The following is a 25,418-nucleotide window of genomic DNA, read 5'->3' on the forward strand; positions in this document are numbered from 1 at the left end:
AAAAAAGCATCGCCATCAGCGATAATCCCGGAAGGCGGTATCCCCGTCAGCCACCATCCTACCCATAACAACCCGAGGGAGATGAAGAGATGAAGAAGCACTATTTGTTGAGCACGCTGACCATGGCGCTGCTCGTCAATGCCGGCCATGCGGCGGAAGGCGCCGCGGCCGCGAAAAGCACGGCCATCAAGAAGGGCCAGACGCTGGCGGCCGGCATCGCCACCGAATACATCGACCCATCCGTGCGCCCGCAGGACGATTTCTACGAGCACCTGAACGGCAAGTGGCTGAAGACGGTCGAGATCCCGGCCGACAAGTCGAGCTGGGGCTCGTTCGCCAAGCTGCGCGACGACACGCTGCCGCAGCTGCGCGGCATCATCGAGAAGGCCGCGGGCAGCAACGCGGCCAAGGGCACCGACGCCCAGCGCATCGGCGACTACTACGCCAGCTTCATGGACGAAGCGAAGCTGGAGCAGCTGGGCATCGCGCCGCTGAACGGCGAGCTGGCGAAGATCGCGGCCGTCAAGGACAAGGCCGAGCTGCCCGCGCTGCTGGCGCACCTGGGCAAGATCGGCGTGAACGTGCCGTTCGATTTCGGCATCCACCAGGACAACAAGGATTCGACCAAGTACGTCGCCGACATCGGCCAGGGCGGCCTGGGCATGCCCGACCGCGACTACTACCTGAAGACGGACGACGCCAAGCTGGCCGCCGCGAAAGCCAAGTACCAGACCTACGTCGAGCACATGCTGTCGATGGCGGGCGACAAGAACGCCGCCGCCAACGCCAAGGCCATCGTCGATTTCGAGACCGAGATCGCCAAGGTGCAGTGGACGAAGGTCGAGCTGCGCGACCCGATCAAAGCGTACAACAAGGTCAACCTGGCCGACCTGGGCACGCTGGCGCCGGGCTTCGACTGGAAGCCCTGGCTCGATGCGGCCAACCTGTCGGGCAAGGTCACGTACGTGATCGTCGGCCAGCCGACCTACCTGAAGAGCTTCATGCAGGTCGCGAACAACACGCCGATCGACGTGTGGAAGGCCTACCTGTCGATGCACCTGGTCGACGCCTACGCCAGCTACCTGAACAAGGCCTTCGTCGACGAGCGCTTCGACTTCTACGGCAAGACGCTGTCGGGCGTGAAGGAAATCGAGCCGCGCTGGAAGCGTGGCGTGGGCGCGATCGAGCGCTCGCAGGGCGAGTCGCTGGGCAAGCTGTACGTGGCCGAGTACTTCCCGCCGGAGCGCAAGGCGCGCATGGAAGCGCTGGTGAAGAACCTGCTGGCGGCCTACAAGCAGAGCATCGACAAGCTGGACTGGATGTCGCCGGCCACCAAGAAGGAAGCGCAGGCCAAGCTGGCCAAGTTCACGCCGAAGATCGGTTATCCGAACAAGTGGAAGGACTACTCGGCGCTCGTCGTCGCGCGTGACGACCTGGTGGGCAACGTGATGCGTTCGCGCGAAGTCGAATACAACCGCGAGCTGAATAAACTCGGCAAGCCGATCGACCGCGACGAATGGGGCATGACGCCGCAGACCATCAACGCGTACTACAACCCGGAGATGAACGAGATCGTGTTCCCGGCCGCGATCCTGCAGCCGCCGTTCTTCGACGCCAACGCGGACGACGCGGTCAACTACGGCGGCATCGGCGCCGTGATCGGCCACGAGATCAGCCACGGCTTCGACGACCAGGGCTCGCAGTACGACGGCAACGGCAACCTGCGCGACTGGTGGACCGCGGCCGACCACAAGAACTTCGAAGCCAAGACGAAGATGCTGGTCAACCAGTACAACCAGTTCGAACCGATCCCGGGCTACCACGTGAACGGCGAACTCACGCTGGGCGAGAACATCGCCGACAACTCGGGTCTCGCCATTGCCTACAAGGCCTACAAGATCTCGCTGAAGGGCAAGAAGCCGCCGGTGATCGACGGTCTCACGGGCGACCAGCGCCTGTATATGGGCTGGGCCCAGGTGTGGCGCATGAAGATGCGCGAGCAGCAGCAGATCCAGCAGGTGAAGACTGACCCGCACTCGCCGGGCCAGTTCCGCGCCAACGGCACGCTGCGCAACCAGCCGGGCTTCTATGACGCCTTCAAGGTCAAGCAGGGCGACAAGATGTACCTGGCCCCGCAGGAGCGCGTGATCATCTGGTGATCGTGGCGGTATGAAAAGCAAAAGGCCGCGGATTCGCGGCCTTTTTTGTTGCATCGACCCGGCACCGCGTGGCGCCGGGTCGGCGGGACCATTACTGCGTCACGCTGGAGTAGTAGCAGTACTTGGCGTGGCCGGGAGCCGGGTCACCGAACACGGTGGTGCTGCAGGCGACCGGGCCGGTCACGACCTTCGAGTAGTAGACCGTGGTGGTGCCGAAGCGGACTTCACGCTTGCCGCTGAACGAGCAGGTGCCGCCTTGGGTGGCGCAGTACGTGAACTTTGCCGTGGTCGTGGTGGTCGTGGTCGTCGTGGTCGAGCTTGCGCCGTTCGATTCGTACGCACCGATGTCGAACTGGCCGGACACCGGACGTGCTTCGCCCGAAGCGACTGCCTTGTACTGTGCGACCGGAGCCAGCGACACACCCTTGGCGGACGTGCCCGGTGCCGAACCGGTGTCGATCATCAGCGCGCCGGTCGGGTGCAGGTCGTACGTGGCGCGGTTCACGAAGGCCGGGGCCGCGGAACGGTAGTTGGTCTTGTCGATCGCCGTCGACTGCGTGCTGACGACGCCCACGCCGCCGAAGATGTTGTTCTGCATCAGGGCCGGGGTCGTGACCTTGGTGCTGATGTACAGGAACGCACCGCCGCTGCCCATGTCGTTCAGGAACGTGTTGTTGACGACGTACAGGTCGCTGCCGACGTTGACGGCACCTTCTTCGCCGTAGGCTACCATGTTCGAGTTCGAGTTCGAAGCCGGTTGCTGGATCACGTTACCGATCAGGTACGAGGTACCGGCGTTCGGCAGGTCGATCTCGTACGACGGCTTGCCGGCGGCGGTGCTGCCCACTTCGCCCGGGTTCAGGCTCGAGAAGCGGCTGTACGCGATCATGTTGGTGTCGGCGCGCGACTTCAGGTTGTGGCCGACGTTGGCGTCGTGCGAGAAGCTGTAGCGGAACGTCAGGCTCTTCACGTGGCCGATGTACAGGTTGTGCGACTGGCCGTCGCCGTAACCGTTGTGGCCGAATTCCGTGTACTCGATCAGGATGTCGCTGTTCGTGTTGGCGTTGGCCAGGATACCGTCTTCGTTGTCGTGGATGAACGAATTACGCAGCGTGAAGTTCGTGCCTTCGAGGCGGAACGCTGCACCGTTACGGTCGGCGACTTTGGCGCCATACATTTCGACGTTGTCGACGGTCAGGTTGTTACCGGCGACGACCCAGATGCCCTTGCCGGCGGCGTTCTTGCCGGCAGCGTCGATCTTCGGACGTCCGTTGACGCCGCGGATGGTCAGGTTGTTGCGGTAGATATAGCAGACGTCGCCGCTATACGTGGTGTTGCCGGTGATTTCGATCGTGTCGCCATCCGCGGCGGCAGCGATTGCCGCGCACGGCTTGGCGTAGGTCTTACCGGGGCCGACCGACAGCGTGGCTGCGGAAGCCGAGGCCACACCTGCGAATGCCAGCAGAACGGCAGCAGCCAGACGCGATGCGGAGAGTTGGGTGTTGCTCGAAACGATGTTACGCAGTTGTTGCATGTCGATGTCCTCGTAATCGGGTTGCTTGTCAGCAGTTGTTCCTGCTGGAAAGTTGCAGAATACGAGGTTTAAGATCGACCGCTTGTAACGAGTTGTAACAGGAAATAACAGAACAATAAGCGTAATTAGACGCTAATTAATGTTCCGTTTAGAGCAATTGAGTGGCAATAAAGTACTTTCGGTGAGCAGGTTTTCTAGCCTTCGTGACAAGGGGAAATGTCACAGACGCGCATTTTTTCGGTTTTTCCCTATGGAATTTAATTTCCATCGAAAAATTATATGGCAAGGCAAGAATGACAACAGGTGTGGCCGCTCCGACAATATTGAATTTGCGGTAATTAACGACTTATCCACAAAAAATTTTTTTCGAAATCAAGTTGGTGTTGCGCGGATGCCGCAACTTTTTTGAGAAAAAGTTTTGCTCGCGTCCAACACGTTCAGTGAATTTACCGAAAAAGTTCAGGCTTGGAAACTATTTTCTGGCAAAACGTTGTTTTCACGGTAATTACGGGCAATTAACTCGCATAAATAGGCGCCGGCGGCGCATCCGGACGCGTTGAAATCGGTGCGCGCAACACATAAAAAAGGCCGCGCACGCGCGGCCTTCGATAGGAACGCCAAAAAAGCTGTGTTCGCGATAAGTCGGTGACGTGGCCGGCTCAGCGGCTGTGCGACTCTGTCGCGTGGCCCTTGGCTCCGGGCGCCTTCATGTCGACGCCGCTCGACCATGGATCGGCCGCCGGTCCCGCTTTCAGGACGACGTCGTTGACGAGCGGTCGCAGCGACAGGCCCATGCGATCGACGAAGCCCGCCTTTTCCATGCGATGGTTGTCTTTCAGGATGGCATTGCTCTGCGACGTCACGGTGCCGGGACCGGCGAACGTATTGTTTTGAATCAGTGCGGGTGTCGTGACCTTGTTGCTGATCATCAGGAACATGCCGCTCGTGAAATCGTTCAAGAAGATGTTATTGATGACGTACAAATCCTGCCCCGGATTCGACGGCCCTTCCTCGGCGTACGCGACGATGTTCGAATTGTCGTTGATCGCCGGTTGCTCGATCACGTTGCCGATGATGTAGGAGGTGCCACCGTTCGGCAGGTCGATCTCGTACGACGGTTTGCCGCTCGCGGTGCTGCCGGGCTTGCCCGGTGGCGTGCTCGAGAAGCGGTTGTACGCGATCATGTTCGTCGTCGCACGCGACTTCAGGTCATGGCCGATGACGGCGTCGTGCGAGTAGCTGTAGCGGAACGTCAGGCTCTTCGCCTGGCCGATGTACAGGTTGTGCGTCTGGCCCGTGCCACCGCCGTTGTGGCCGAATTCGCTGTACTCGATCAGGATGTCGCTGTTCTTGTTGGGGTTCGCCAGGATGCCGTTCTCGTTATCGTGGATGAACGCCCGGCGCAAGGTGAAATTCGTGCCCTCGAGACGCAGCGCCGCGCCGTTGCCATCCCGTACCTTGGCGCCCAGCATCTCGACGTTCTCGACCGTGATGTTGTTGCCGATGACGACCCAGATGCCCTTGCCGCCGTGCTGCTGCCCGGCCGCGTCGATGACGGGGCGGCCCTGCACGCCGCGGATGGTCAGGTTATTGTGGGTGATGGCGCAGACGTCGCCGCTGTAGGTCCAGTCGCCGACGATCTCGATGGTGTCGCCATCCTTGGCCGCCATGATCGCGGCGCAGGGCGCGACGTAGGTCTTGCCCGGTCCGACGGACAGCGTGGCGGCTCCTGCGCTGCCGGCCGCGGCAAGCAGCATCGATGCAAGGGACAGGCAAGCCAGCGCCGAGGCCGGCTTGTGCGTTGCGGGGGTGTACGTCTGTGCCACGTCAATTCCTCATCTGATAAAAAAAAACCGTCCCGCGGGACGGTTTTGTCGGCGTTTATTTGGCTGCCGCCACCATGTAGTCGACTGCAGCCTTCACGTCGGCATCCGGTGCCGTGGAACCACCTTTGGGAGGCATCATACCGGTTTTGCCCTGGAAACCCTTGAGCGCATGTTCGTACAGTGTGTTCGTGCCCTGGGCGATGCGGGGCGCCCAGGCCGCCTTGTCGCCGACCTTGGGCGCACCGGCGATGCCGGCGCCGTGGCAGGCAGCGCAAGTCGAATTGAACAATGTCTTGCCGGCTTCGCTGTTACCGGCGATGGCCGGGGTTGCCAATGCGCCCGCGGCAGGCGGCGTGCCTGGCGTGGCGGCCGGGGTGGCCGGCGCCGGGGCCGGGACCGCTGCGGCAGCGGCAGGTGCCGCGGCTGCGGATTGAGCCGCCGCATTGGCTTGCGCCGGTGCCGGTGCTTCCGGCTCCTTGAACTTGGCGCCCGCCTGGTTCGCCATATAAGCCACGGCGCGGGCGACTTCTATATTGTCGAGATCCGCATTGCCGCCCTTGGGCGGCATCGCGCGAATGCCTTGCACGGCGTGCTGGACGAGGGTGTCGTAGCCCTGAGCGATGCGTGCGGCCCAGGCACCGGCATCGCCGGCCTTCGGTGCGCCGGCGGCGCCCGTGCCGTGGCAGGCGACGCACACGGCGTTATATACGGCTTGGCCCGATTGCAGGACCTTGGGCGCGTTCACATCCTTGAACGCAAACCCTTCCTCGGCCACGGGGCGCACGCGCGCGGCAATGGCCTGCGCACTCTGGCTTTCCGAACCCGCGCCGCCGAGCGGTTTATTGGTGGCAAAGATCACGAGGAGGATGATGCCGATGACGATGACGAGGAAGAAGCCAGCGACTGCGATGACCAGTTGCTTGGGAGTCCGAATGAAGGAGTGGTGTTCGTGTTGTGCGTCGCTCATGATTTCCTTAATACAATTAAAAAAACCTGCTTCTGCCCTACGGATGCTTATCTGAATGCAATGCCGCCGGGCGATTATAGACCCAAAGACACTTGGTGGAAACGCAATTCCGGCCGAAGCGCAGGGTTCCCCATAGACGTCGGTCGGGAAAGACTGTATCCTTCGCATCACTTCGACCAGCGCGGCTGTAGCTCAGTGGATAGAGTATTGGCCTCCGAAGCCAAGGGTCGTGGGTTCGATCCCCGCCAGCCGCGCCATGCCTTCCTGCCGATTCGGCATCCTCTCTTCGTTTCGCTCAAAGTCACTGCCGTTTGTGCGCTGCAATGCAGATTGCACATGGTAGTGTTCATTCGCTTCCGATTGACTGCTTCAAAGGACGACGATGAGCGCGAAGGTGTTTGTGTTGATCGTGACCTACAACGGCGCCAGCTGGGTGACCCCTTGCTTTTCCAGCCTGCGCCAGTCGACCGTGCCCCTGCACACGATCGTGATCGACAACGGCTCGCAGGACGACACGCTGGCGCGCATCGCGGCCGGGTATCCGGAAGTCGAGATCGTGAGCACGGGCAAGAACCATGGTTTCGGCAAGGCCAACAACATCGGTATGGAACGCGCGTACCAGCGCGGCGCCGACTACGTCTTCCTGCTCAACCAGGATGCGTGGATAGCCCCGGACGCCGTCGCGAAGCTCGTCGAGGCGCACGCGCGGCATCCGGCCTGCGGCATCATCAGCCCGATGCACCTGAACGGCGCCGGCGACGGCCTCGACTACGGCTTCTCTAATTACATTGCCCCGCACAAGTGCCGGGGGCTCTATTCCGACCTGTTTCTTGGCCGCATGCGGGAGTTGTACGACGTCGGCTTCGTGAATGCCGCCGCATGGCTGATGACGCGCGAATGCATCGAGCGGGTAGGCGGCTTCAGCCCGTCGTTCTTCCACTACGGCGAGGACGACAATTACACGCAGCGCCTGCAGTTCCACAAGCTGAAGCTGGGCGTCGTGCCTGCGGCGCGCATCTATCACGACCGCGAGCAGCGCCCGCCCAGCAAATTCTTCGAGTCCGGGGAAACCTTCCGGCGCGAAGTCATCGCGCGCGCCTCGAACCCGAATGGGGATTTTTCCTTCGGCCGCGAATGGGTGTCCGTGTTCGCCCACCTGGGCTACGGACTGGCGCGCCTGAACGCGGCGGACGTCAAGCTGCAGCTGAGCAAGATCCGCTCGCTGCGCGGCATCGACAAGCCTGCGATCCTCGCCAACCGGGAGCGCAGCAAGGCGGGCCGGGCCGCTTTCCTGGACCTCGGCGGCGGCGCCGTCCAGCCTGCGGCGCTGTCGCCGACCGGCTTTGCCGTCGAGCACCAGCCCGGGTGATTATCCACATGGGTAGACGGTTCGTTCTACCCGGAAAGCATAGTATTACGACAAGTCACCAGTGTTCAATAACCATGATTACAACAGTCGGGTGTGTCCGAATAAGGTAGTGCTTGCTACTTTCGACCGCGCCCACTTATTCTGCTGTCTCGGAGCGCTTGTTTCATGCGCACGGTATGTCTTATTGCTAACTTGTAATCGATATAATGTTATTATCTCATCAGCACGGCGGTGAGCATTCGTGAAGATTGGCTTCCTGCCCCTCGACATGAACGATGCTCTGCACCTGTTGATGACATAAGGTTCCGTTGTCAGCGAGACGGGACGCACCTGTCGAGCATGCAGAAGTTTCCGTGCTAAACAAAAGTTATCGTAATAGCAAATATGCGGAACGGAATCAATATGAAGCCAGACGAGGTCATCGCAGTAGTTGGATTGGGTTATGTGGGTTTGCCGCTGGCTGTCGAGTTCGGCAAGCTCGGGCCGACGATCGGGTTCGATCTGTCGGAGACAAAGGTCGAAAGCTACAAGAAATTTGTCGATCCCGCCGGTGAGGTGTCGACCGAACAATTGCGCGCAGCGCGCCACCTGAGTGTCACGACCGACCCGGCCGCGCTGGCCCAGGCCGATTACATCCTGATCGGTGTCCCGACCCCCGTCGACATCGCGCACGTGCCCGATTTCGCGCCGCTGATCAGCGCCAGCGAGACCGTCGGCAAGCACATGAAGCGCGGCGCGGTCGTGATCTATGAATCGACCGTCTACCCGGGCGCGACCGAGGAAGTCTGCATTCCCGTCCTGGAAAAATTCTCCGGCATGAAGTGGATGGACGGCTTCCACGTCGGCTTCTCGCCCGAACGCATCAACCCGGGCGACAAGGAACACACGCTGACGAACGTCATGAAAGTGGTGTCCGGCGACGACGCGGAAACCCTGGAGCGCGTGGCGTCCATGTACGAGACCGTGGTCAAGGCCGGCGTGCACCGCGCGTCCAGCCTGAAGGTCGCGGAAGCCGCCAAGGTCATCGAGAACACGCAGCGCGACCTGAACATCGCGCTGATGAACGAGCTGGCGATTATTTTCGACAAGATCGGCATCGACACGCTGGAAGTGCTCAAGGCCGCCGGCACGAAATGGAATTTCCTGCCGTTCCGTCCGGGCCTCGTGGGCGGGCACTGCATCGGCGTCGATCCGTACTACCTGACGCACAAGGCCGAGATGATCGGCTACCACCCGCAAGTGATCCTGGCGGGGCGCCGCATCAACGACGGCATGGCCAAGTTCGTTGCCGAAAAGACCGTCAAGTCGATGATTTCGGCGGGTTTCCCCGTCAAGGGCTCGAAGGTCAACGTGATCGGCCTGACGTTCAAGGAAAATTGCCCCGACCTGCGCAACTCCAAGGTCGCCGACATCGTGTACGAGCTACAGTCGTACGGCGTGGAAGTGCACGTGCACGATCCGGTTGCCGAAGCGGACGAAGCCCAACACGAGTATGGTATCAAGCTGTTAGGCTGGGACACCCTGCCGAAGGCCGATGCCCTCATCGTCGCGGTGCCGCACAAGGAAGTGCTGGCCCGTTCTCTGACGGATTTCCAGGCCAAGCTGAACGACGGCGGCTGCTTCGTCGACGTGAAGGCCCAGTTCGATCCGAACCGGATCCGCGAGGCCGGCTACTGCGTCTGGCGCCTGTAACGTATCGTGGGCATCCGCGGCTTCGGCCGCGGTTGCCATGACAATTCACTGGGTCGTGCCGAGGGCAGGCCGCTTGGACCCCGAGCCCTGCCGTTTAGCATGCAATGATGACAATGACTGTTCCTGGCTATTCTTGGCCTTATCACCTTTCCTCGAGTAAAAAACTTTCGGGAACGCCCGTGCGTCTCCCGATGGCGCTATTGGTTGTGAAAGTCAGCAATAACAGCTACACCGGAGGCAGTTGTGCTTAGGATTTCTAATCACTATGTGTCGAAGATCGTATTCGTCCTGTTGTTCGTCGAAGTGCTGGTACTGCTCGGCGCGGTCTACATTGGCGCGGCGGTACGGTTCATGGAATTGGGCCAGAACGCCGGCCTGCCCAGCATCGGTCATCTCGATCATTTCTTCACATCCGCCATCGCCTTCACCGCCGCAATCATCTTCAGCATGAGCGCGATGGGGATGTACCAGCTCGACTTCAACGAAGGCCTGCGCCATCCGTTCTTCATGAAGCTCATGCCGTCGTTCCTGATGGGCTTCCTGATCCTGACGCTCGTGTTCTACGTCGCGCCGGACCTGTATTTCGGGCGTGGCATCATGGCGCTCGTGTTCGGCATAGCGGCCGGCGGCATCTTCCTGGCGCGCATGGTGTTCTTCAAGTCGTCCGAACTGCGCTTCCTGGAAACACGCATCCTGTTCCTGGGCAGCGGTCCGCTGGCCAAGGAATGCTGCGACCTGGCCCTGCAGAGCGCCAGCTATCACCGCTATAACATTGCCGGGTTCGTGCCGACGCCGACGGAAGAGCTGTGCGTGCCGTCGACGAGCCTCCTGAAGTCGCGCGAGGGTGAATCGCTCGTCGCGCTGGCTCGCCAGTACAACGTCGAGGAAATCGTCGTCTCGGTGCAGAACCGCCGTGGCGGCTTTCCCATCAAGGACCTGCTCGAGTGCAAGCTGCAAGGCTTCAAGGTCACGGACGCCGCCACGTTCTTCGAGCGCGAGACGTGCCAGATCCGCGTCGATTCGCTGCAGCCGTCGTGGCTCGTGTTCGGCGGCGGCTTCGACCAGAGCTTCGTGCGCACGTTCATGAAGCGCAGCTTCGACATCATCTGCAGCATGATCATCATGATCCTGACCTTGCCGCTGATGCTGCTGGCGGCGCTGGCCGTCAAGCTGGAAGACGGCGGTCCCGTGTTCTATTCGCAGGAACGCGTCGGCAAGGATGGCGCGGCATTCTTCGTCCACAAGTTCCGCAGCATGCGGACGGACGCGGAAAAGGGCGGCAAGCCCCAGTGGGCGCAGCAGAACGATCCGCGCATCACGCGCGTCGGTAACTTCATGCGCAAGACGCGCATCGACGAGCTGCCCCAGGTGCTCAACGTGCTGAAGGGCGACATGTCGTTCGTCGGCCCGCGGCCGGAGCGCCAGTACTTCGTCGACCAGCTGATCGAAGTGGTCCCGTATTACAACGTGCGGCACAGCGTCAAGCCGGGCATCACCGGCTGGGCACAGGTGCGTTACGGCTATGGTTCGTCGGCCGAGGACGCGCTGCAAAAGCTGCAGTACGATCTGTACTACGTGAAGAACAACAGCCTGTTCCTGGACGTGCTGATCCTGATCGATACGCTGAAGGTCGTGCTGTTCCGCAGCGGACGCTGATGTTCCCCGAGGCCGCCGGCAGGACCGGCGGGCGGCCTCGGATGCCTACCGAATCCTGCCCAGTATCGTGATCACTATCGCTGCTTCCAGCTACGCACTGGCCGCCATCGGCTTCCTCGCACTGGGCCTGTCGGTCCTGTCGGGCTGGCACGGCCGTGCCCAGCGCGGCACGCTGAGCGCGGCGTGCCTGGCGACGGCGGTTTGGGCCGCGGCGCTCGGCCTCGACGCTGCGCACGACGTGATGTGGAGCACGTCGACGGCGGCTCTCGAAGTGCTGCGCGACGGCACCTGGTCGCTGTTCCTCGTCGCATTGCTGGGCCACTGGCAGGACGAGAAAGACGGCACGCCGGCCCGCATGATCCTCGGCCGTTTCCGCGCGCCGCGCCCGTCGCTGCTGGCGGCCGGCTGCGTCTACCTGCTGCTGCTGGCCGGCATCGGCGCCACACGCTGGAACAGCGATCTGCTGCGCACGCTCGGCCTGCCCCTGTTGATCGGCTACGTCGGCCTGGCCGTGTGCGGCATGCTGCTCGTCGAGCAGGTCTACCGCAACAAGACCATCGAGGAACGTTGGGCGATCAAGTTCGCCTGCCTGGGCATCGGCGGCCTGTTCGCCTACGACTTCTACATGTACAGCAACGCGCTGCTGTTCCGCAAACTGAGTGCGGACCTGTGGACGGCGCGGGGCTTCGTCAACGCATTGACCGTGCCGCTGGTCGCGCTGTCGATCACGCGCCGCAAGTCGTGGACGACGTCGTTTGCCGTGTCACGCCGCGTCGTGTTCCATACGGCCGCGCTGTTCGGCTCCGCGATCTACCTGCTGGCCATGGGGTCGGTCGGCTACTACCTGCGCTTCGTCGGCGGCAGCTGGGGCACGGTGATGCAGACGGGCTTCCTGTTCGGCGCCATCTCGCTGCTGGCCGTGATCCTGTTTTCCGGCACGGCGCGTTCGTGGCTGAAGGTCTCGATCAGCAAGCACTTCTTCCGCTACAACTACGATTACCGCGAAGAGTGGATGCGCTTCACGCGCACGCTGTCCGAGCGCGGCCCGAACCTGGGCGAGCGTGCGATCGAGGCGCTGGCCACCCTCGTCGAAAGCCCCGGCGGCACGCTGTGGCAGCGCGATGCGGGCGGGCGCTTCACGGTGCAGGCGGGCTGGCAGGTGTCCGAGATGCACGTGGCCGAACCGGCCAACACGCCGTTCTGCCGCTTCCTGGAAAGCACGCAGTGGGTCATCGACGTCGACGAATACGTCGAGCGTCCCGACAAATACGAAGGTCTCGCGCTGCCCGACTGGTTGCTGGACGCGCCGCGCCGCTGGCTCGTCGTGCCGCTGATGCTGCAGGAAAAACTGTTCGGCTTCGTCGTGCTGCAGCGCGCGCGCAGCCCGCTGAAGCTGAATTGGGAAATCATCGACCTGCTCGAAATCGCCGGCAGCCAGGCCGCCAGTTATCTCGCGCAACAGGACGCCGCCAACGCGCTGATGGTGGCGCGCCAGTTCGAGTCGTTCAACCGCATGTCGACGTTCGTCGTGCACGACTTGAAGAACCTCGTCGCCCAGCTGTCGCTGATGAACGCGAACGCGGAAAAGCACAAGGACAATCCGGAATTCCAGCGCGACATGCTGGACACGCTGAACCACTCGGTGCAGAAGATGAAGCTGCTGCTGCAGAAGCTGTCGCGCAGCGAGAATGCCGACAAGCCGCAGCCGCTGGCCGTGGACGACGTCGTGCGGCAGGCGCTGGCGCTGAAAAGCGCGTTCGAACCGCATCCGCAGCTGCTCGTCGAACAGGCCGGCCTGCTCGTCCTGGCCGACCGCGAGCGCCTCGAACGCGTGCTGGGCCACCTGATCCAGAACGCGATCGAGGCGACGCCGCGCGACGGCCACGTGATGGTGCGCGTGGGCCCGGCGGGAGGACGCGGAGACGCCGTCGAGGTCGACATCACGGACACGGGTGAAGGCATGACGGAGGAGTTCATCCGCGAGCGTTTGTTCAAGCCGTTCGATTCGACCAAGTCGGCCGGCATGGGCATTGGCGTGTTCGAGAGTCGAGAGTACATTACAGAACTGGGCGGGGCGCTGGAGGTCACTAGCCAGCCCGCGCACGGCACAACATTCAAGGTCGTCCTGCCACTGCACCGCGTCGCCGCGGCAGCGACGATCGCCTGAAAGAAGACACCATGACCCCACCAAAACCCAAGCTGTTGATCATCGAAGACGATCCTGGCCTGCAGAAGCAGCTGCGCTGGAGCCTGGACGCGTACGACGTCGCGGTGGCCGGCGACCGCGAGGCGGCGCTGGCGCAGATCCGCCGCCACGAGCCGGCCGTCTGCACGATGGACCTGGGCCTGCCGCCCGATCCGGACGGCTCCACCGAGGGCCTGGCCACGTTGCAGCAGATCCTGGCGCTCGCGCCGGACACGCGCGTGATCGTCCTGACGGGCAACCAGGACCATGCGAACGCCGTCAAGGCGATCGGCATGGGCGCCTACGACTTCCACCAGAAGCCCGTCGATCCGGAAGTGCTGAACCTCGTGATCCAGCGCGCCTTCTTCCTGCACAACCTGCAGCAGGAAAACCGCCGCATGCAGCAGTCGCAGGCCGACTCGCCGCTGGCCGGCGTGATCTCGCGCGACCCGGGCATGCTGAAGGTCTGCCGCACCATCGAGAAGGTGGCGCCGACGTCGGCGTCCGTGATGCTGCTGGGCGAGTCCGGCACCGGCAAGGAAGTGCTGGCGCGCGCGATCCACGCGCTGTCGCCGCGCGCGAAGGAACGCTTCATGGCCATCAACTGCGCGGCCATTCCGGAGAACCTGCTCGAGAGCGAATTGTTCGGCTACGAGAAGGGCGCCTTCACGGGCGCCGCCAAGCAGACCAAGGGCAAGGTTGAACTGGCGCACGGCGGCACGTTCTTCCTCGACGAGGTGGGCGACTTGCCGATGGCGCTGCAGGCCAAGCTGCTGCGCTTCTTGCAGGAGCGCGTGATCGAGCGCGTCGGCGGCCACGAGGAGATCCCCGTCGACGTGCGCATCGTCTGCGCGACGCACCAGAAGCTGAAGGACTTGTGCGCGCAGGGCCGCTTCCGCGAAGACTTGTATTACCGCCTGTCGGAGATCGTCGTGACGATCCCGCCGCTGCGCCAGAGAAACGGCGATGCGGCGCTGCTCGCGCACCATTTCAAGAACAAGTTCTGCGCGCAGGAGTCGCGCGCGTCGCTTCACTTCTCGCCCGACGCGCTGGCCGCGATCGAAGCGTACCAATGGCCCGGCAACGTGCGCGAGATGGAAAACTGCATCAAGCGCGCCGTCATCATGGCCGATGCCAACACCATCGTCGCGGACGACCTGGGCCTGCCCGACACGGTCGTGGAGGAAGAGCCGCTGAACCTGCGCCAGGTGCGCGACGAGGCCGAGTACAAGGCCATCGCCCGCGCGCTCGCGCGCACGGACGGGAACATCGTCAAGGCATCCGAGATGCTGGGCGTCAGCCGGCCCACCTTGTACGACCTGATGGGACGCCACGGCATCAAGGCGAGCGCGTGACGGTGCGCAGGCTGGCGCGCCGCAGCCTGCTGGCGGCCGGCATCCTCGCCGTGGTGGGTGCCGCCGCGCTGCCGGCGCTCGTCGACCGCGTGGGCGTCGCGCCGCGTACGCTCGCGCCCTACATCGAAAAGCGCACCAGCGGCCATAACCCCGTGATCGTCGGCACCGGCCGGCGCGTCGCCGCCACCTTGCTGGCGCTCGACCGCGGCACTGGCGACGCACCGCCGCGGCAGCTGCCGCGCGACGCCGGCGCGCAGGCGCGGCCGACGGGACAGGCCGTCGACGGCATCCAGGTCGCCACTGCGGACGCCTTGCGCGCCGCGCTGCTCCAGGCGGCGCCGGGCGACGTCATCACGCTGGCGCCGGGCACCTACCGATTCCAGGGCAAGGGCATCGCCGTCGGGCGCCCGGGCCGCGCGGACGCGCGCATCGTCGTGCGGGCAGCAACGCCGGGCACCGTCCACATCGAACTGGCCACGGTCGAAGGCTTCGTCGTCGCCGCGCCGTACTGGCGTTTCGAGAACCTCGACATCCTCGGGGTGTGCCCGGCCGATGACTACTGCGAGCATGCATTCCACGTCGTGGGCGACGGTCATCACTTCGAGAGCGTCAACAACACGATCCGCGACTTCAACGCGCACATCAAGGTCAACGGTTTCGCCGGCCGCTACCCGGACGACGGCCTGATCGAGCACACGACATTGGGCGCCACGCACGTGCGCGCGACGACGAAACCCGTCACGCCCGTCGACATCGTCGCCGCCAGCGGCTGGACCTTGCGCGCGAACCTCATCACCGACTTCGTCAAGCGCGACGGCAACGGCGTCAGCTATGGCGCGTTCGTGAAGGGCGGCGGCAGGAACAACGTCTTCGAGCGCAACGTCGTGTGGTGCGAACAGAATCTGCGGGGCGAGCCGGGACAGCGCATCGGACTGTCGCTGGGCGGCGGCGGCACCGGCGGCGAATTCTGCCGCGACGGCCGCTGCATCACGGAGCAGGAAGGCGGCGTGCTGCGCGCGAACCTGATCGTCGGTTGCTCCGACGTGGGCATCTACCTGAACAGCGCGGCCGGCAGCAAGATCCTCGACAACACGCTGGTCGACACGGCCGGCATCGACGTACGCTATCCGACGAGCAGCGCGGTGGTGGACGGGAACCTCGTCGACGGCCCGGTGCGCAGCCGCGAGGGCGGTATCGTGCACCTGGGCGACAATCGTGCGCTGCCGCTGTGGCGCACCTACCTGGGGAATCACCCCGTGCGCGGCCTGTTCCGCGCGCCGGAAGCGGGCGATTTTTCCTGGCGCGACGGGCCACCCCTGCGTCAGGAGTCCGATGCCACCGAGCGGCCCGCCGACGCGCTCGACCTGTGCGGCGCCCGCCGCGCGACACCTGCCGTGTACGGGGCGTTCGCCAGCTTCAAGGATTGCGCAGCGGCGCCTTGAGCGTCACCACGACACGACCCATTCGTGGGTCCATGACGCCACCTGGTCGCGCCAGGCGCGGCGCGAGAACGTGTGGTCGGCGTCGTCGAGGCGGCGCCACGTGACGTGCGGCGCGGCCGCCAGGCGCTTCCAGGCTGGCGTGGACCCGGCCACGTCGCAGAACTCGCGTCCCGTCAGGTCGGCGCCGCCGATCACGAGCAAGGTGCGGCCCGTGAACGCGTGCAGCCCCTGGCGCATGCGCTCGGGCAGTGGGGCCGAGGCGCCGTCGGCCGCAGGGCGGCGCGCGAACGCCGCGCGCACGAGGCCCAGCATCGATTTGAGCGAGCCGGCGACGTCGAACCGGCCGCGCGCCAGCTTGCGCCAGAATTCCGGGTCGCGCAGGCGGTCGCGGTAGTGGTGCTTCAACGTCGTGCGCGCGACGCCGTCGTCCGTGCGCACCCAGGGGTTCAGCAGCACGAGGCCGCGCACGCGCGCGTCGCCCGGCGCATACATTGCAGCCGCCGACGCGCCGTCGCACAGCCCCCACAGCACGATCTCGCGCACGTCCGGCACGGCCGTGGCGAAGGCGTCGACGGCGGCGCGGATGTCGTCCTGGATCGCTTCGAAATCCCGTTCGTCGCCGTCGCTGTCGCCCATGCCCCGGACGTCGAAGCGCAGCGCCGCGATGCCGTGCGCGGCCAGGTGGCGCGCGAGCAGGGCGAACTGGCGGTGGCTGCCGACGCGGTATTGCGGCCCGCCGACGATGATCAGGACGCCGCGCTGTGCGGGCGCGGCCGGCACGCTGGCGATGCCCACGAGCGTGGCGCCGCCGCAGTCGAAGGCGAGCGCGCGTTCTTCATACGGCATGGGTGCGCTCCTCCAGCACGGCGGCCGTCACGTCGAGCAGTTCGGGGCACGTGGAGATGCCCGTCGTGGCCCAGAACGGCAAACCCTGCACCGCGTGCACGTGCAGCACCGCGCCCTGCGTTTCCCACGCCGCCTTGACGCGCGCGGCCGCCGGCCCCGGCGCCTGGTTCGGTGCGCCCAGCACTTCGAACCAGTGCGCGGGCACGGGTGGCGCCATCGTGTCGGGCGGGGGCAGCGCGTCGATCGCGTGCGCCAGGTCGGGCGTGAGGTCGTAGCCGGCGATTTCCAGCGTCTCGCCGGCCTGGAGCGCGGCGCGCAACGCCTTCGTGCCGGTCTGCGCGGCAGGATCGTCGCCCAGCATCGCGTTGGCCGTGCGCAGGCGCAGGAACTGCGTCAGGTAAGTCGAACCGCTGGCGACGGGTTGCCACAGCAGCAGCGGCGCGAGCGGGCCTTGTGCCGTGCGCGCGTAGTCGAGGGCGAGCAGCGCGCCCAGGCGCAGGCCCCACAGCGTGAGCGGCGCGTCGATGCGCGCGCGCAGCCAGGCGGCGCCGGTGTCCAGGTCGTCCTTCCACAGGTCCCAGCGCGCGTCGGCGAAGTCGCCCGCGCTGTCGCCCGTGCCGGCCAGGTCGATCTGCAGCACGCCATAGCCGTGCGCGGCCAGGCGCCGCGCGCCGAGGGCGGCCATGCGGCGACTGCGGTTGAGTTCTTCGGCGAACGGCGGGACGTACAGGACGGCGCCGCGGCAGGCGCCGGCCGGCCGGTGGAACAGGCAGAAGCGCTGATCCGCGCCGCTGCCGAGGAAGAACGGTTCCGTGTCCACCTCAGCCGGCCCGGAGGTCATTCGGCCCGTTTCGCGGCCACGAAATCGGCCAGGCTGCCGAGGGTTTCGAAGGTGCTGGCGCTGATGTCGTCATCGTCGATGGCGATGTCGAAGCGCTCTTCGAGGGCGCCGATCAGGCTGACGACGGCCATCGAATCGAGTTCGGGCAGGCTGCCCAGCAGGGGGGAGTCGGCGGTCAGGCGCTGGCCGGCGTCGCCCAGGCTCAGCACGTCGATCAGCGTGGCTTTGACTTCGTCGAGATACGTCATGATGGTCGTTCGGTTCGTGAGCGCGCGCTTGCGGCGCGCGGTCGATTATACATTCGGACGCAGCAGGGCCAGGCGGGCCTTCAGCGGCGCGGCGAGGCGGTGCACTTCGCCCACCAGTTCGTGGCGGGTGACGCGCAGCAGCAGGTACCAGGTCACGGCCAGCGGCAGCGCGAGCACGAGCAGGCGCGCCATCGGCGGGATGGCCGCCGGTAGCAGCAGCGCGAGCAGCCAGGCGACGGCGCCGGTGCCGATCGCCACGAGGGCGCTGGGCATCACGGCGCGAAGCATCATGACGGTCGTGAAGCCGAAATAGCGGCTTTGCTGGATCGCGGTGACGGGGGCGCTGGCGAGCGTCGCAAAGAACAGCGCCCACGCAAATCCGTTCAGGCTGCCGTCGAACAGCAGCACGCCGAACAGGACGCGCGTCCCCAGCGTGACGATGACGGGAAAGGCGCTCAGGTAAGGGCGCCCGATCGCCGTCACCGCCATCGGGATGTAGTTGAAGGCCAGCGCCGCGGCGGCCGCCAGCACGAGCGGCAGGATCGCCGGCACGCATTCGAGCCACTTGACGCCGTACAGCGCGACGACGATGTCCTGGCCCAGCACGGCCGTCAGGGCCAGCGCCGTCCAGCCAATACCCGTCAGCAGCACGGTGGAGCGGGACAGGATCGGCGCCAGCGATTCGCCGCGGTGCCACGTCTGCGACAGGTACGGAATGGCGCCGTAGTTCATCGTCGAACCGGCCACGTAGCTGAAGATCGACACCGTCGAATTGGCGCGGCTGAACAGGCCGACGTGGCGCGCCGTCCCGAGCTTGCCCAGCAGGATGTCGGGAATCGAATTGTTCAGCGCCACGGCGCAGTTCGAGAGCAGCGAGCCGACGCCGAAATGCGCGACGCTGCGCCAGTGGCGCAGGCCCGGCATCCACGGCATGCCTTTCGGACGCAACGGAATGTAGGCGATCCCGCAGGCGAGGATGTTGATCAGGTTACCGTAGGCCATGGCCATGGCGCCGAAGCCCATTTTGCCGAGGATGAGGGTGCTGGCGCAGAACGAAATCGTGCCGGCCGCGTGCACGACCGCCTGCTTTTCCGCGTCGTAGTTTCGCTGCAGCAGGGCGCCCGTGACGGTACCGAACGGGATGAACACGAAGCCCAGTGCGAGCACGCGCATGACCGGCACGATGCCCGGTTCCTTGAACCACGTGCCGAGCCAGCCGCTGGCCCCGAACAGGACGGCCGCGATGATCCACGACGTCGTGAACACGACGCCCGTGGCCGAGCGGATCTTGTCGTTGTCGAGGTCCTGTTCCCGCTGCAGGTAGTTGGTAACGCCGAAATCGCGGAAGACCTGGGCAAAGTTGACGAACACGATCGTCATCGAATAGATGCCGATCTCGCTCGGGCTCAGGATCCGGGCCAGCAGGATGCTGACGATGAATTGCAGGACCTTGGCGCCGGACGTCGAGAAAAAATTGATGATCAGCGAGCGACGCAGATTTGCCATGACAGCACAGTGGGGAAAAGAAAAACGAGCGGGACGATCAGGCCGGCGCGCTCGAGATCAGGTGGATGGCCTCGCGCGACGTCGACTTGTACTTGTTGTTAATGAAGCGCATCGGCCCGATGAAGTGGAAGAACGCCGTCTCCGCCGTGGCGCAGTCGGGCGTGCCGTATTTCGGGAACGGCAGCGACGTCGTGGCGAACGCGTTCGCCACCAGGTAGTTCGAGGTCACCTGCTCGGTGCCCCAGCGTTTCCAGTCCTCGCCCAGCTTGGCCGTCATGCGGCGCGAGAAGTCGAGCAGCTTGTCGCGCATCGTCGCCGATGGCGGGAAGCCCGTGAAGCCGGAACAGCCGCGCACGTAGCGGGCATCGCTCGGCAGGCCGACGTTGGCCATCTCGGCTTCCGACAGCGTCTGGACGTGCGCACCCGGCTTCACCTTCGGCAGCGCGTGCTCGCGCACGGCGTCCAGCGGGCGGATCGGCGTGTCGGGGATTTCGCCCAGCACGAAGCCCGCGCCGGTCTGGATGGCGTGCAGTACTTCCGGGATCGGCTGTATGGTCAGCGTGTCGGCATCGAGCTGGATGACGTAGCTGTCCAGCGCATAGCCGGAGATCGCGAACAGGCGTTCCCACGTGCCGCCACGGGGAATGTCGGGATGCGTGAATTCGGCCGCTTCGCGCAGCTCGACGTGCGGCAGGTGGTGTTTCAGGATCGCGCGGTCGTTCTCGTCGATCGACGGATCGCACACGACGACGATGCGGGACGGGTTCAGGAAATGGATGAACGACTTCACCGCGACCAGATAGGAATGGACGTCGCGCTGGTGCACCATCGACAGCAAGGTGAAGGGCAGGTCGCCGCGCTCGACGGGGCGGGTATCCAGCACCTGGCGCGCGACTTTCTGGTACTGCCATCGGAAATAGTCTCGCGTGACGCGCTGGACCACCCTCTCGACTAAAGACATTCCTCGGGACTCCCTTTTCTGCTGATCGAATTCAAAGCATGGATGCGATGTGTTTGTCGGGCAATCACAAGAACCGCTCGATGTGTGCGGCGAACTCCTTGCTTTGACGCACAACATTATATGCGGTATCGACGCGAGCACGCGCGTTCTTTCCATGCATTTTTGTTATTTCCGGATTGTCCACATAGCGCAGCACGGCCTGCCGGAACCCGACGAAATCGTCCAGGCCGATGACGGCGCCCGTTTCGCCGTCGAGGATGGATTCCTTCGGCCCCGGCGCGGCGCTCGCCACGACGGGCAGGCCGCTCGCCATCGCCTCGACGATCGCGTTGCCGAAGCTTTCGCGCTCGGCCGCGTGCACGAACAGGTCGGCGGCGTGGTAATACGGCACCAGGTGGTCCTGGCGGCCCGCGAACACGCAGGCGTCGTCCAGGCCGAGCTGTGTCGCCACCCGCTTCCATGCCGCGGCCGGCTCGCCGTCGCCCACGTAGACGAAGCCGATGCGGCGGTCCGGGCGGGCATCGACGACCTCGCGCACGACGTGCAGGATGCGCTCGAGCCGTTTTTCCGGCCGCGCCTGCGACACGGCGAGCAGCCAGAAGCGGTCGGGGGCGAGCCCGAGCTGCGCGCGCGCGGCCGCCCGGTCGCCGGGCTGGTATTTGACGCTGTCGACCGAGTTGCGCATCAGCACGACCTTGTCGCGCGGCAGCATCTGATAACGCAGCAGAAAAGTCTCCTGGGCGCCGGAATTCGCCAGGTGCAGGTCGTGCTGTTGCAGGCGCAACACACGCCGCACGACGTATTTCGCCGTCTTCTTGAGCGCGCCGTCGCGCCGGCGTGGATCGAAACCGTTGTTTTCCGTGTTGAGCGTGCGCACACCCAGGCGGCGCAGCAGGTCAAGGCATACGGTGTAGGAAAACGCGCTCATGAACACGACCACTTTGACGTTGTGACTGCGCACGAATTGTTCGATCGCGGTGCGGCCTCGAGGCGTATTGTCGTAAAAATCGAGCTCCACCGGCTGCAGATGCTTCGGCTGGTAGCTGGGATTGCCGGACAGTTTTGGAAATGCCATGTAGACGTCGGCCCGGTCGCGCAGGTGGGCACTGGTCCGGTCGCGCACGGCGGCCGTGAAATTCCATACGTAACCCGTATCGTCCGGATAACGCATGGTAAATACGACGCCTGGCTTGCCCAACATTGTCACGTGGTCCTCTGTATTTGTTGCAAAATTGCAATAATTGACACAAATTATAGCCCAGCCATGAATTCTGCATATTGCAGTGCAACGTAATCGTGCGCACCTCGCACAATGGCATTTCTCAACGTTGCATGACTTGCTTTCAGGCAAGAATCGGCCGTGCCGTCACACGATTGATTTCCGAGCGACAAGCGCGTTATGCTAGTATTGCAATACTTTTAACGGCAACACCTTAGCGCGGCATCTTCACGTGGCACGTTATCGACCATGCGCGCGCGGTGCCATCGATACGGGCTGCAAGAATTCAAAGCGATGTTGAAAAAAGCTCAGCACGTGCCTGCGCAACTGGCACCCGGACAGCGTCCGGTCCTGCTCGTAATCGTCGACACCGAGGGTGAATTCGCCTGGGACCAGCCGTTCAACCGCAGCGCCATCGGCACGACCTCGATCGCCAGCCAGCCGCTGATGCATGCGCGCGTGTTCGACAAGTTCGGCATCGTTCCCACGTACATGGTCGACTGGCCCGTCGCGACGACGCCGTCCGCCGTTGCCACCTTGCGCGCATTGCTGGACGCAGGCCGCTGCGAGATCGGCGCCCACCTGCATCCGTGGGTATCGCCGCCGTACGAAGAAGCGCTGTCGGACTTCAATTCCTACGGCGGCAACCTGCCGCGCCAGCTCGAGTACGAAAAGCTGCGCCTGCTCACCGAGACCATCGCCGACGCCTTCGGCAAACAGCCCCGCGCCTTCAAGGCCGGCCGCTACGGCCTGGGTCCGCACACGGCCGAGTCGATCGCCTCGCTCGGTTACGACGTCGACGCGAGCGTCGTCCCGTACAGCGCGTTCACGGAAGACGGCGGGCCGGATTTCCGCGCCTTCGACGAACATCCGTACTGGTTCGGCGCGGGAGAGCGCCAATTGCTCGAACTGCCGGTGACGACGGGGTATTGCGGCTGGCTGCGCCGTTTCGGACCGCGCCTGTACGGCGCCGCGCAGGGCCGCTGGGGCCGGCGCGTGCGGCTGGGCGGCGTGCTGGCGCGCACGCGCGCGCTCGAGCGCGTGCGCCTGAGCCCGGAAGTGGCGAGCGGCACCGAGATGCGCCGCCTCACCGGCGCGCTGCTGGCCGGCGGCTGCCAGGTGTTTTCCCTGACCTACCACAGCCCCTCGATGATGCCGGGGCATACGCCTTATGTGCGTAGTGCGGCCGACCTGGAACGCCTGATCACCGCGGTGCACGACTACTGTGCCTGGTTCCGTGCCGAGGTCGGCGGCGAGTTCATGAGCCTGTCGCAGCTGCGGCGGGCGCTGGCGGCGCAGCGCTGACGTCCGCCTCGCCGCCCCGGTCGCGCGCGGCGAGGGCATGCAGGCGGCCCAGCAGCGGCCAGCGGTAGCCGTTCAAGTGGTACATCGTGCGGATTTCGTCGGTCCAGCGGGTGTGCCATTCCATCACCCGTCCATAGAATTCGATGCGCTCGAAACGCGCTTCGTCGAAGAGGCCGCGCGTCGCTTCCTCGCGCATCAGCAGCGCGGGCGACAGCTGCGGTCCGAGCGCCTCGTCGTACGCCGTCTTGAGGATCACGATGCAGCCACCGCCCTCGATGCACAGGTCCATCGCGGCGAGATGCGGGTCGTTTGGCCCGTCGAACCAATAGCGGTACACGCTCGCCGCGCCGCGCTTGGCGAAAGCTTCCAGCAGCGCGCGGTAGAAGCGGCCCTGGTCGTTGTCGGCGGCGACGGCCGTGCCTTCGGCAGCCTTCCAGCCCGTCGTCTCCAGCCGGCCGTAGTCGGCCACGGCGCCGGCCATGTGCTCCGGTTCGAGCACGACTTCAAGGCGCGTGGCGATGCCGTCCTGGCGCAGCCGGTTGCGCTGTTTTTTCAGGTTGTTGCGCAGGTTCTTGCCGCGCGCATTCCAGTAGTCGTCGAAGCTCCCCTGCAGCGTGATGCGGGCCGTGCGGATGTAGTCGAAACTACGCGCGCCGCTGCGCGCATCGGCGGCCGGACGCGCCATCAGCATCGGGTCGCATTGCGTGAGGCCCAGCATCGGCGCGGGGCCGGGCAGGGCGCGCAGCAGGCCAGCCAGCAGGCCGTCGGCGGGACGGGTATCGCGCTGCAGCCACAATCCGACGGGCGCCTGCGCGGGCTGGAAGGTGTTCCAGGCGCCGAGGCGGCCGGGCGTCACGATCGTCATCGTGTCCGCGTCGTTGCCATCGCCGTGCCAGGCCAGCATTTCGCGGCCGGTGCCGAACACGTCGAGCAGGGCTTGTACGAAATCGACATCGAGCAGCGGGGAGGCGGGGCCTGCCGCGTGCAGGAGCTGCCAGCGCGGGGCGTGGCGCGCGAAGTCGCGGGCGGGAACGACGGTCCAGCTCATGCCGGCACCGCCGCGCAGGCTTCGAGCGCCTGCCGTACCTGCGCGTGCAGCCAGGCGCGCTCCGCATCGGTCAGCGCCTGGTGGCAGGGGAAGGCGATCAAGCGCCGGCCGAGGTCCGCGCTGTTGGCGCACACGCTCGCGTCGACGCCCGGCCACAACGTGGCGCCGAAGCGCGTCATCGGCACCCCGGCGCGCTGCAAGGCCTCGGCGACGGCTTGCGGCCGGTCGACGAGCAGCGGGAACATCCACGGGCACGCGCCGTCGGGCAGGCGCGGAAACAGGGGGCGGCAGCCGGGTGCGCCGTCCAGCGCGCGCTGCAGCTCGGCGTAGTTGCGTCGTCGCCGCGCGACGATGCGCGTGGGGGACGACAAGCGCAGCACGGCGCGCGAGAACCGCGACGAGCGCTTGTCGGTCCAGCGCGGGTCGAACTCGAAGCTGCTGTCCGACGACGATGGCGCGAGCGCGGCGGTCGGCGCGCCGGCAGCGGTGCCCGCGCTTTCACCGCGTGCCTTGACGGCATTCCACAGCGCGCCTTTCAGCCGCAGCGGCAGCGCGAGCAGCACGCGCAGCACGGGCAGGCGGCCGTGGGCGAACGCGGCTTCCAGCGCGTTCAGCGCCGCCTTCATTTCGAAGCCGGCGCTCGCGCCGCGCAGGGCGACGTCGAGCCGATGGCGCCGCGACACGAGGCAACCGCCTTCGTAGACGGGGAAGAATTTCATCGTGCTGCCGATCGCGTAATCGCCCGTGCTGCCGACCGGCACGCCGTCGCGCGCGCCGAAGAACGCATGGGCGCAATCCTCGACGAGGCCGATGCCGTGGCGGTCGCACAGTGCGCGCAGCGGCGCCAGGTCGTGCGGGATGCCGAAGAAATGCGTGGCGATGATCGCCTTGACCCGGCCCGAGCCGAGCTTCGCCTCGATGTCGGCCAGGTCGGGCGCCGTGTCCGGCAGCACGCGGTAGAACGCCACTTCGGCGCCGCACCAGTGCGCGGGCGGGATCATCGACGGGCTGTGGTAGGCCGGCACGAGCACGACATCGCCGGCACCCACGCCGAGGGCGCGCAGCGCGAGGCCGATGGCGATGCGACCGCTCGTGACGAGGCGCACGTCGGCACCGTCCAGCAACGACGGCAGCGCGCCGCCGCGCCCGCCGCCGCATGCGTCGAGCGACAGGATCGGGACGTGGGGAATTCGGGGGCGGCGCGCGCGGGGCCGGTCAGTCGTGGAGTGCATGCTTCGACTATATCATGTGCCCCGGTT

General features: G+C 65.1%; 19 protein-coding genes and 1 tRNA gene. 9 read left to right on the top strand and 11 right to left on the bottom strand.

Annotation, left to right across the window (positions count from 1 at the left end; genetic code table 11):
- Positions 1-89 precede the first annotated feature (89 nt).
- Positions 90-2,159, top strand: coding sequence for a M13 family metallopeptidase (locus tag HAV22_RS05900; protein ID WP_166857545.1), 2,070 nt, complete (start codon positions 90-92; stop codon positions 2,157-2,159).
- Between the two features lie 91 nt (positions 2,160-2,250).
- Here the strand turns inward: HAV22_RS05900 and HAV22_RS05905 are convergent, their stop codons facing one another.
- From HAV22_RS05905 to HAV22_RS05915, 3 genes are all read right to left on the bottom strand, one after another.
- Positions 2,251-3,693 carry a right-handed parallel beta-helix repeat-containing protein gene (locus tag HAV22_RS05905; protein ID WP_166857547.1) on the bottom strand — a complete coding sequence of 481 codons (1,443 nt, stop codon included), beginning with the start codon at positions 3,691-3,693 and terminating at the stop codon, positions 2,251-2,253.
- A gap of 659 nt (positions 3,694-4,352) precedes the next feature.
- On the bottom strand, positions 4,353-5,519 hold the full coding sequence (locus HAV22_RS05910) for a right-handed parallel beta-helix repeat-containing protein (RefSeq protein ID WP_166857549.1): 1,167 nt from the start codon (positions 5,517-5,519) through the stop codon (positions 4,353-4,355).
- Positions 5,520-5,574: 55 nt separating this feature from the next.
- Positions 5,575-6,486 carry a c-type cytochrome gene (locus tag HAV22_RS05915; RefSeq protein ID WP_166857551.1) on the bottom strand — a complete coding sequence of 304 codons (912 nt, stop codon included), beginning with the start codon at positions 6,484-6,486 and terminating at the stop codon, positions 5,575-5,577.
- Positions 6,487-6,667: 181 nt separating this feature from the next.
- Between HAV22_RS05915 and HAV22_RS05920 the strand changes: the two genes are divergently transcribed.
- The 7 genes from HAV22_RS05920 (at position 6,668) to HAV22_RS05950 (ending at position 16,185) form a co-directional block, all read left to right on the top strand.
- Positions 6,668-6,743: transfer RNA gene (locus HAV22_RS05920), tRNA-Arg, on the top strand.
- A gap of 125 nt (positions 6,744-6,868) precedes the next feature.
- Positions 6,869-7,855, top strand: coding sequence for a glycosyltransferase family 2 protein (locus tag HAV22_RS05925; RefSeq protein ID WP_166857553.1), 987 nt, complete (start codon positions 6,869-6,871; stop codon positions 7,853-7,855).
- Positions 7,856-8,257: 402 nt separating this feature from the next.
- Positions 8,258-9,547 carry a nucleotide sugar dehydrogenase gene (locus tag HAV22_RS05930; protein WP_166857555.1) on the top strand — a complete coding sequence of 430 codons (1,290 nt, stop codon included), beginning with the start codon at positions 8,258-8,260 and terminating at the stop codon, positions 9,545-9,547.
- A 267-nt stretch (positions 9,548-9,814) separates the two neighbouring features.
- A complete protein-coding gene (locus HAV22_RS05935) occupies positions 9,815-11,203 on the top strand; it encodes a TIGR03013 family XrtA/PEP-CTERM system glycosyltransferase (RefSeq protein WP_371869553.1) in 1,389 nt (462 codons plus the stop codon).
- Between the two features lie 67 nt (positions 11,204-11,270).
- A complete protein-coding gene (gene prsK, locus HAV22_RS05940; RefSeq protein WP_166857559.1) occupies positions 11,271-13,370 on the top strand; it encodes an XrtA/PEP-CTERM system histidine kinase PrsK in 2,100 nt (699 codons plus the stop codon).
- A gap of 11 nt (positions 13,371-13,381) precedes the next feature.
- Entirely contained in the window at positions 13,382-14,743 is a 1,362-nt protein-coding gene (gene prsR, locus HAV22_RS05945) for a PEP-CTERM-box response regulator transcription factor (protein WP_166857561.1), read from the top strand.
- Positions 14,740-16,185, top strand: coding sequence for a right-handed parallel beta-helix repeat-containing protein (locus HAV22_RS05950; RefSeq protein ID WP_166857563.1), 1,446 nt, complete (start codon positions 14,740-14,742; stop codon positions 16,183-16,185). Before prsR ends, HAV22_RS05950 begins: the two co-directional genes overlap by 4 nt.
- 3 nt (positions 16,186-16,188) lie before the next feature.
- Here the strand turns inward: HAV22_RS05950 and HAV22_RS05955 are convergent, their stop codons facing one another.
- The 6 genes from HAV22_RS05955 to HAV22_RS05980 form a co-directional block, all read right to left on the bottom strand.
- Positions 16,189-17,031, bottom strand: coding sequence for a hydrolase 1, exosortase A system-associated (locus tag HAV22_RS05955; protein WP_166857565.1), 843 nt, complete (start codon positions 17,029-17,031; stop codon positions 16,189-16,191).
- Positions 17,021-17,872 (bottom strand): hydrolase 2, exosortase A system-associated, encoded by an 852-nt coding sequence (locus HAV22_RS05960; RefSeq protein ID WP_166857567.1) that lies wholly within the window; start codon positions 17,870-17,872, stop codon positions 17,021-17,023. The genes HAV22_RS05955 and HAV22_RS05960 overlap by 11 nt, the downstream gene beginning before the upstream one ends.
- Positions 17,869-18,120, bottom strand: a complete 252-nt coding sequence (locus HAV22_RS05965) for an acyl carrier protein (RefSeq protein WP_166857569.1) — start codon at positions 18,118-18,120, stop codon at positions 17,869-17,871. The genes HAV22_RS05960 and HAV22_RS05965 overlap by 4 nt, the downstream gene beginning before the upstream one ends.
- Positions 18,121-18,165: 45 nt before the next feature.
- Positions 18,166-19,626, bottom strand: coding sequence for an oligosaccharide flippase family protein (locus tag HAV22_RS05970; protein WP_166857571.1), 1,461 nt, complete (start codon positions 19,624-19,626; stop codon positions 18,166-18,168).
- Between the two features lie 37 nt (positions 19,627-19,663).
- Complete coding sequence (locus HAV22_RS05975) at positions 19,664-20,587, bottom strand: hypothetical protein (RefSeq protein WP_166857573.1); 924 nt, start codon at positions 20,585-20,587, stop codon at positions 19,664-19,666.
- A 64-nt stretch (positions 20,588-20,651) separates the two neighbouring features.
- Positions 20,652-21,788 (bottom strand): glycosyltransferase family 4 protein, encoded by a 1,137-nt coding sequence (locus HAV22_RS05980; RefSeq protein ID WP_166857575.1) that lies wholly within the window; start codon positions 21,786-21,788, stop codon positions 20,652-20,654.
- 312 nt (positions 21,789-22,100) lie between these two features.
- Here HAV22_RS05980 and HAV22_RS05985 point away from each other — a divergent pair, with 312 nt between their 5' ends.
- Positions 22,101-23,111, top strand: a complete 1,011-nt coding sequence (locus tag HAV22_RS05985) for a polysaccharide deacetylase family protein (protein ID WP_166857577.1) — start codon at positions 22,101-22,103, stop codon at positions 23,109-23,111.
- On the opposite strand, the gene HAV22_RS05990 is transcribed toward HAV22_RS05985, so the two are convergent.
- Together HAV22_RS05990 and HAV22_RS05995 are read right to left on the bottom strand one after the other, a co-directional pair.
- Positions 23,065-24,159, bottom strand: coding sequence for a GNAT family N-acetyltransferase (locus HAV22_RS05990; protein ID WP_166857579.1), 1,095 nt, complete (start codon positions 24,157-24,159; stop codon positions 23,065-23,067). The genes HAV22_RS05985 and HAV22_RS05990 overlap by 47 nt on opposite strands.
- Positions 24,156-25,391, bottom strand: a complete 1,236-nt coding sequence (locus HAV22_RS05995) for an aminotransferase class I/II-fold pyridoxal phosphate-dependent enzyme (protein ID WP_166857581.1) — start codon at positions 25,389-25,391, stop codon at positions 24,156-24,158. Before HAV22_RS05995 ends, HAV22_RS05990 begins: the two co-directional genes overlap by 4 nt.
- Positions 25,392-25,418: the final 27 nt, after the last annotated feature.

The sequence above is a fragment of the Telluria antibiotica genome (genome assembly GCF_011682055.1).
Lineage (GTDB): Bacteria > Pseudomonadota > Gammaproteobacteria > Burkholderiales > Burkholderiaceae_D > Telluria > Telluria antibiotica.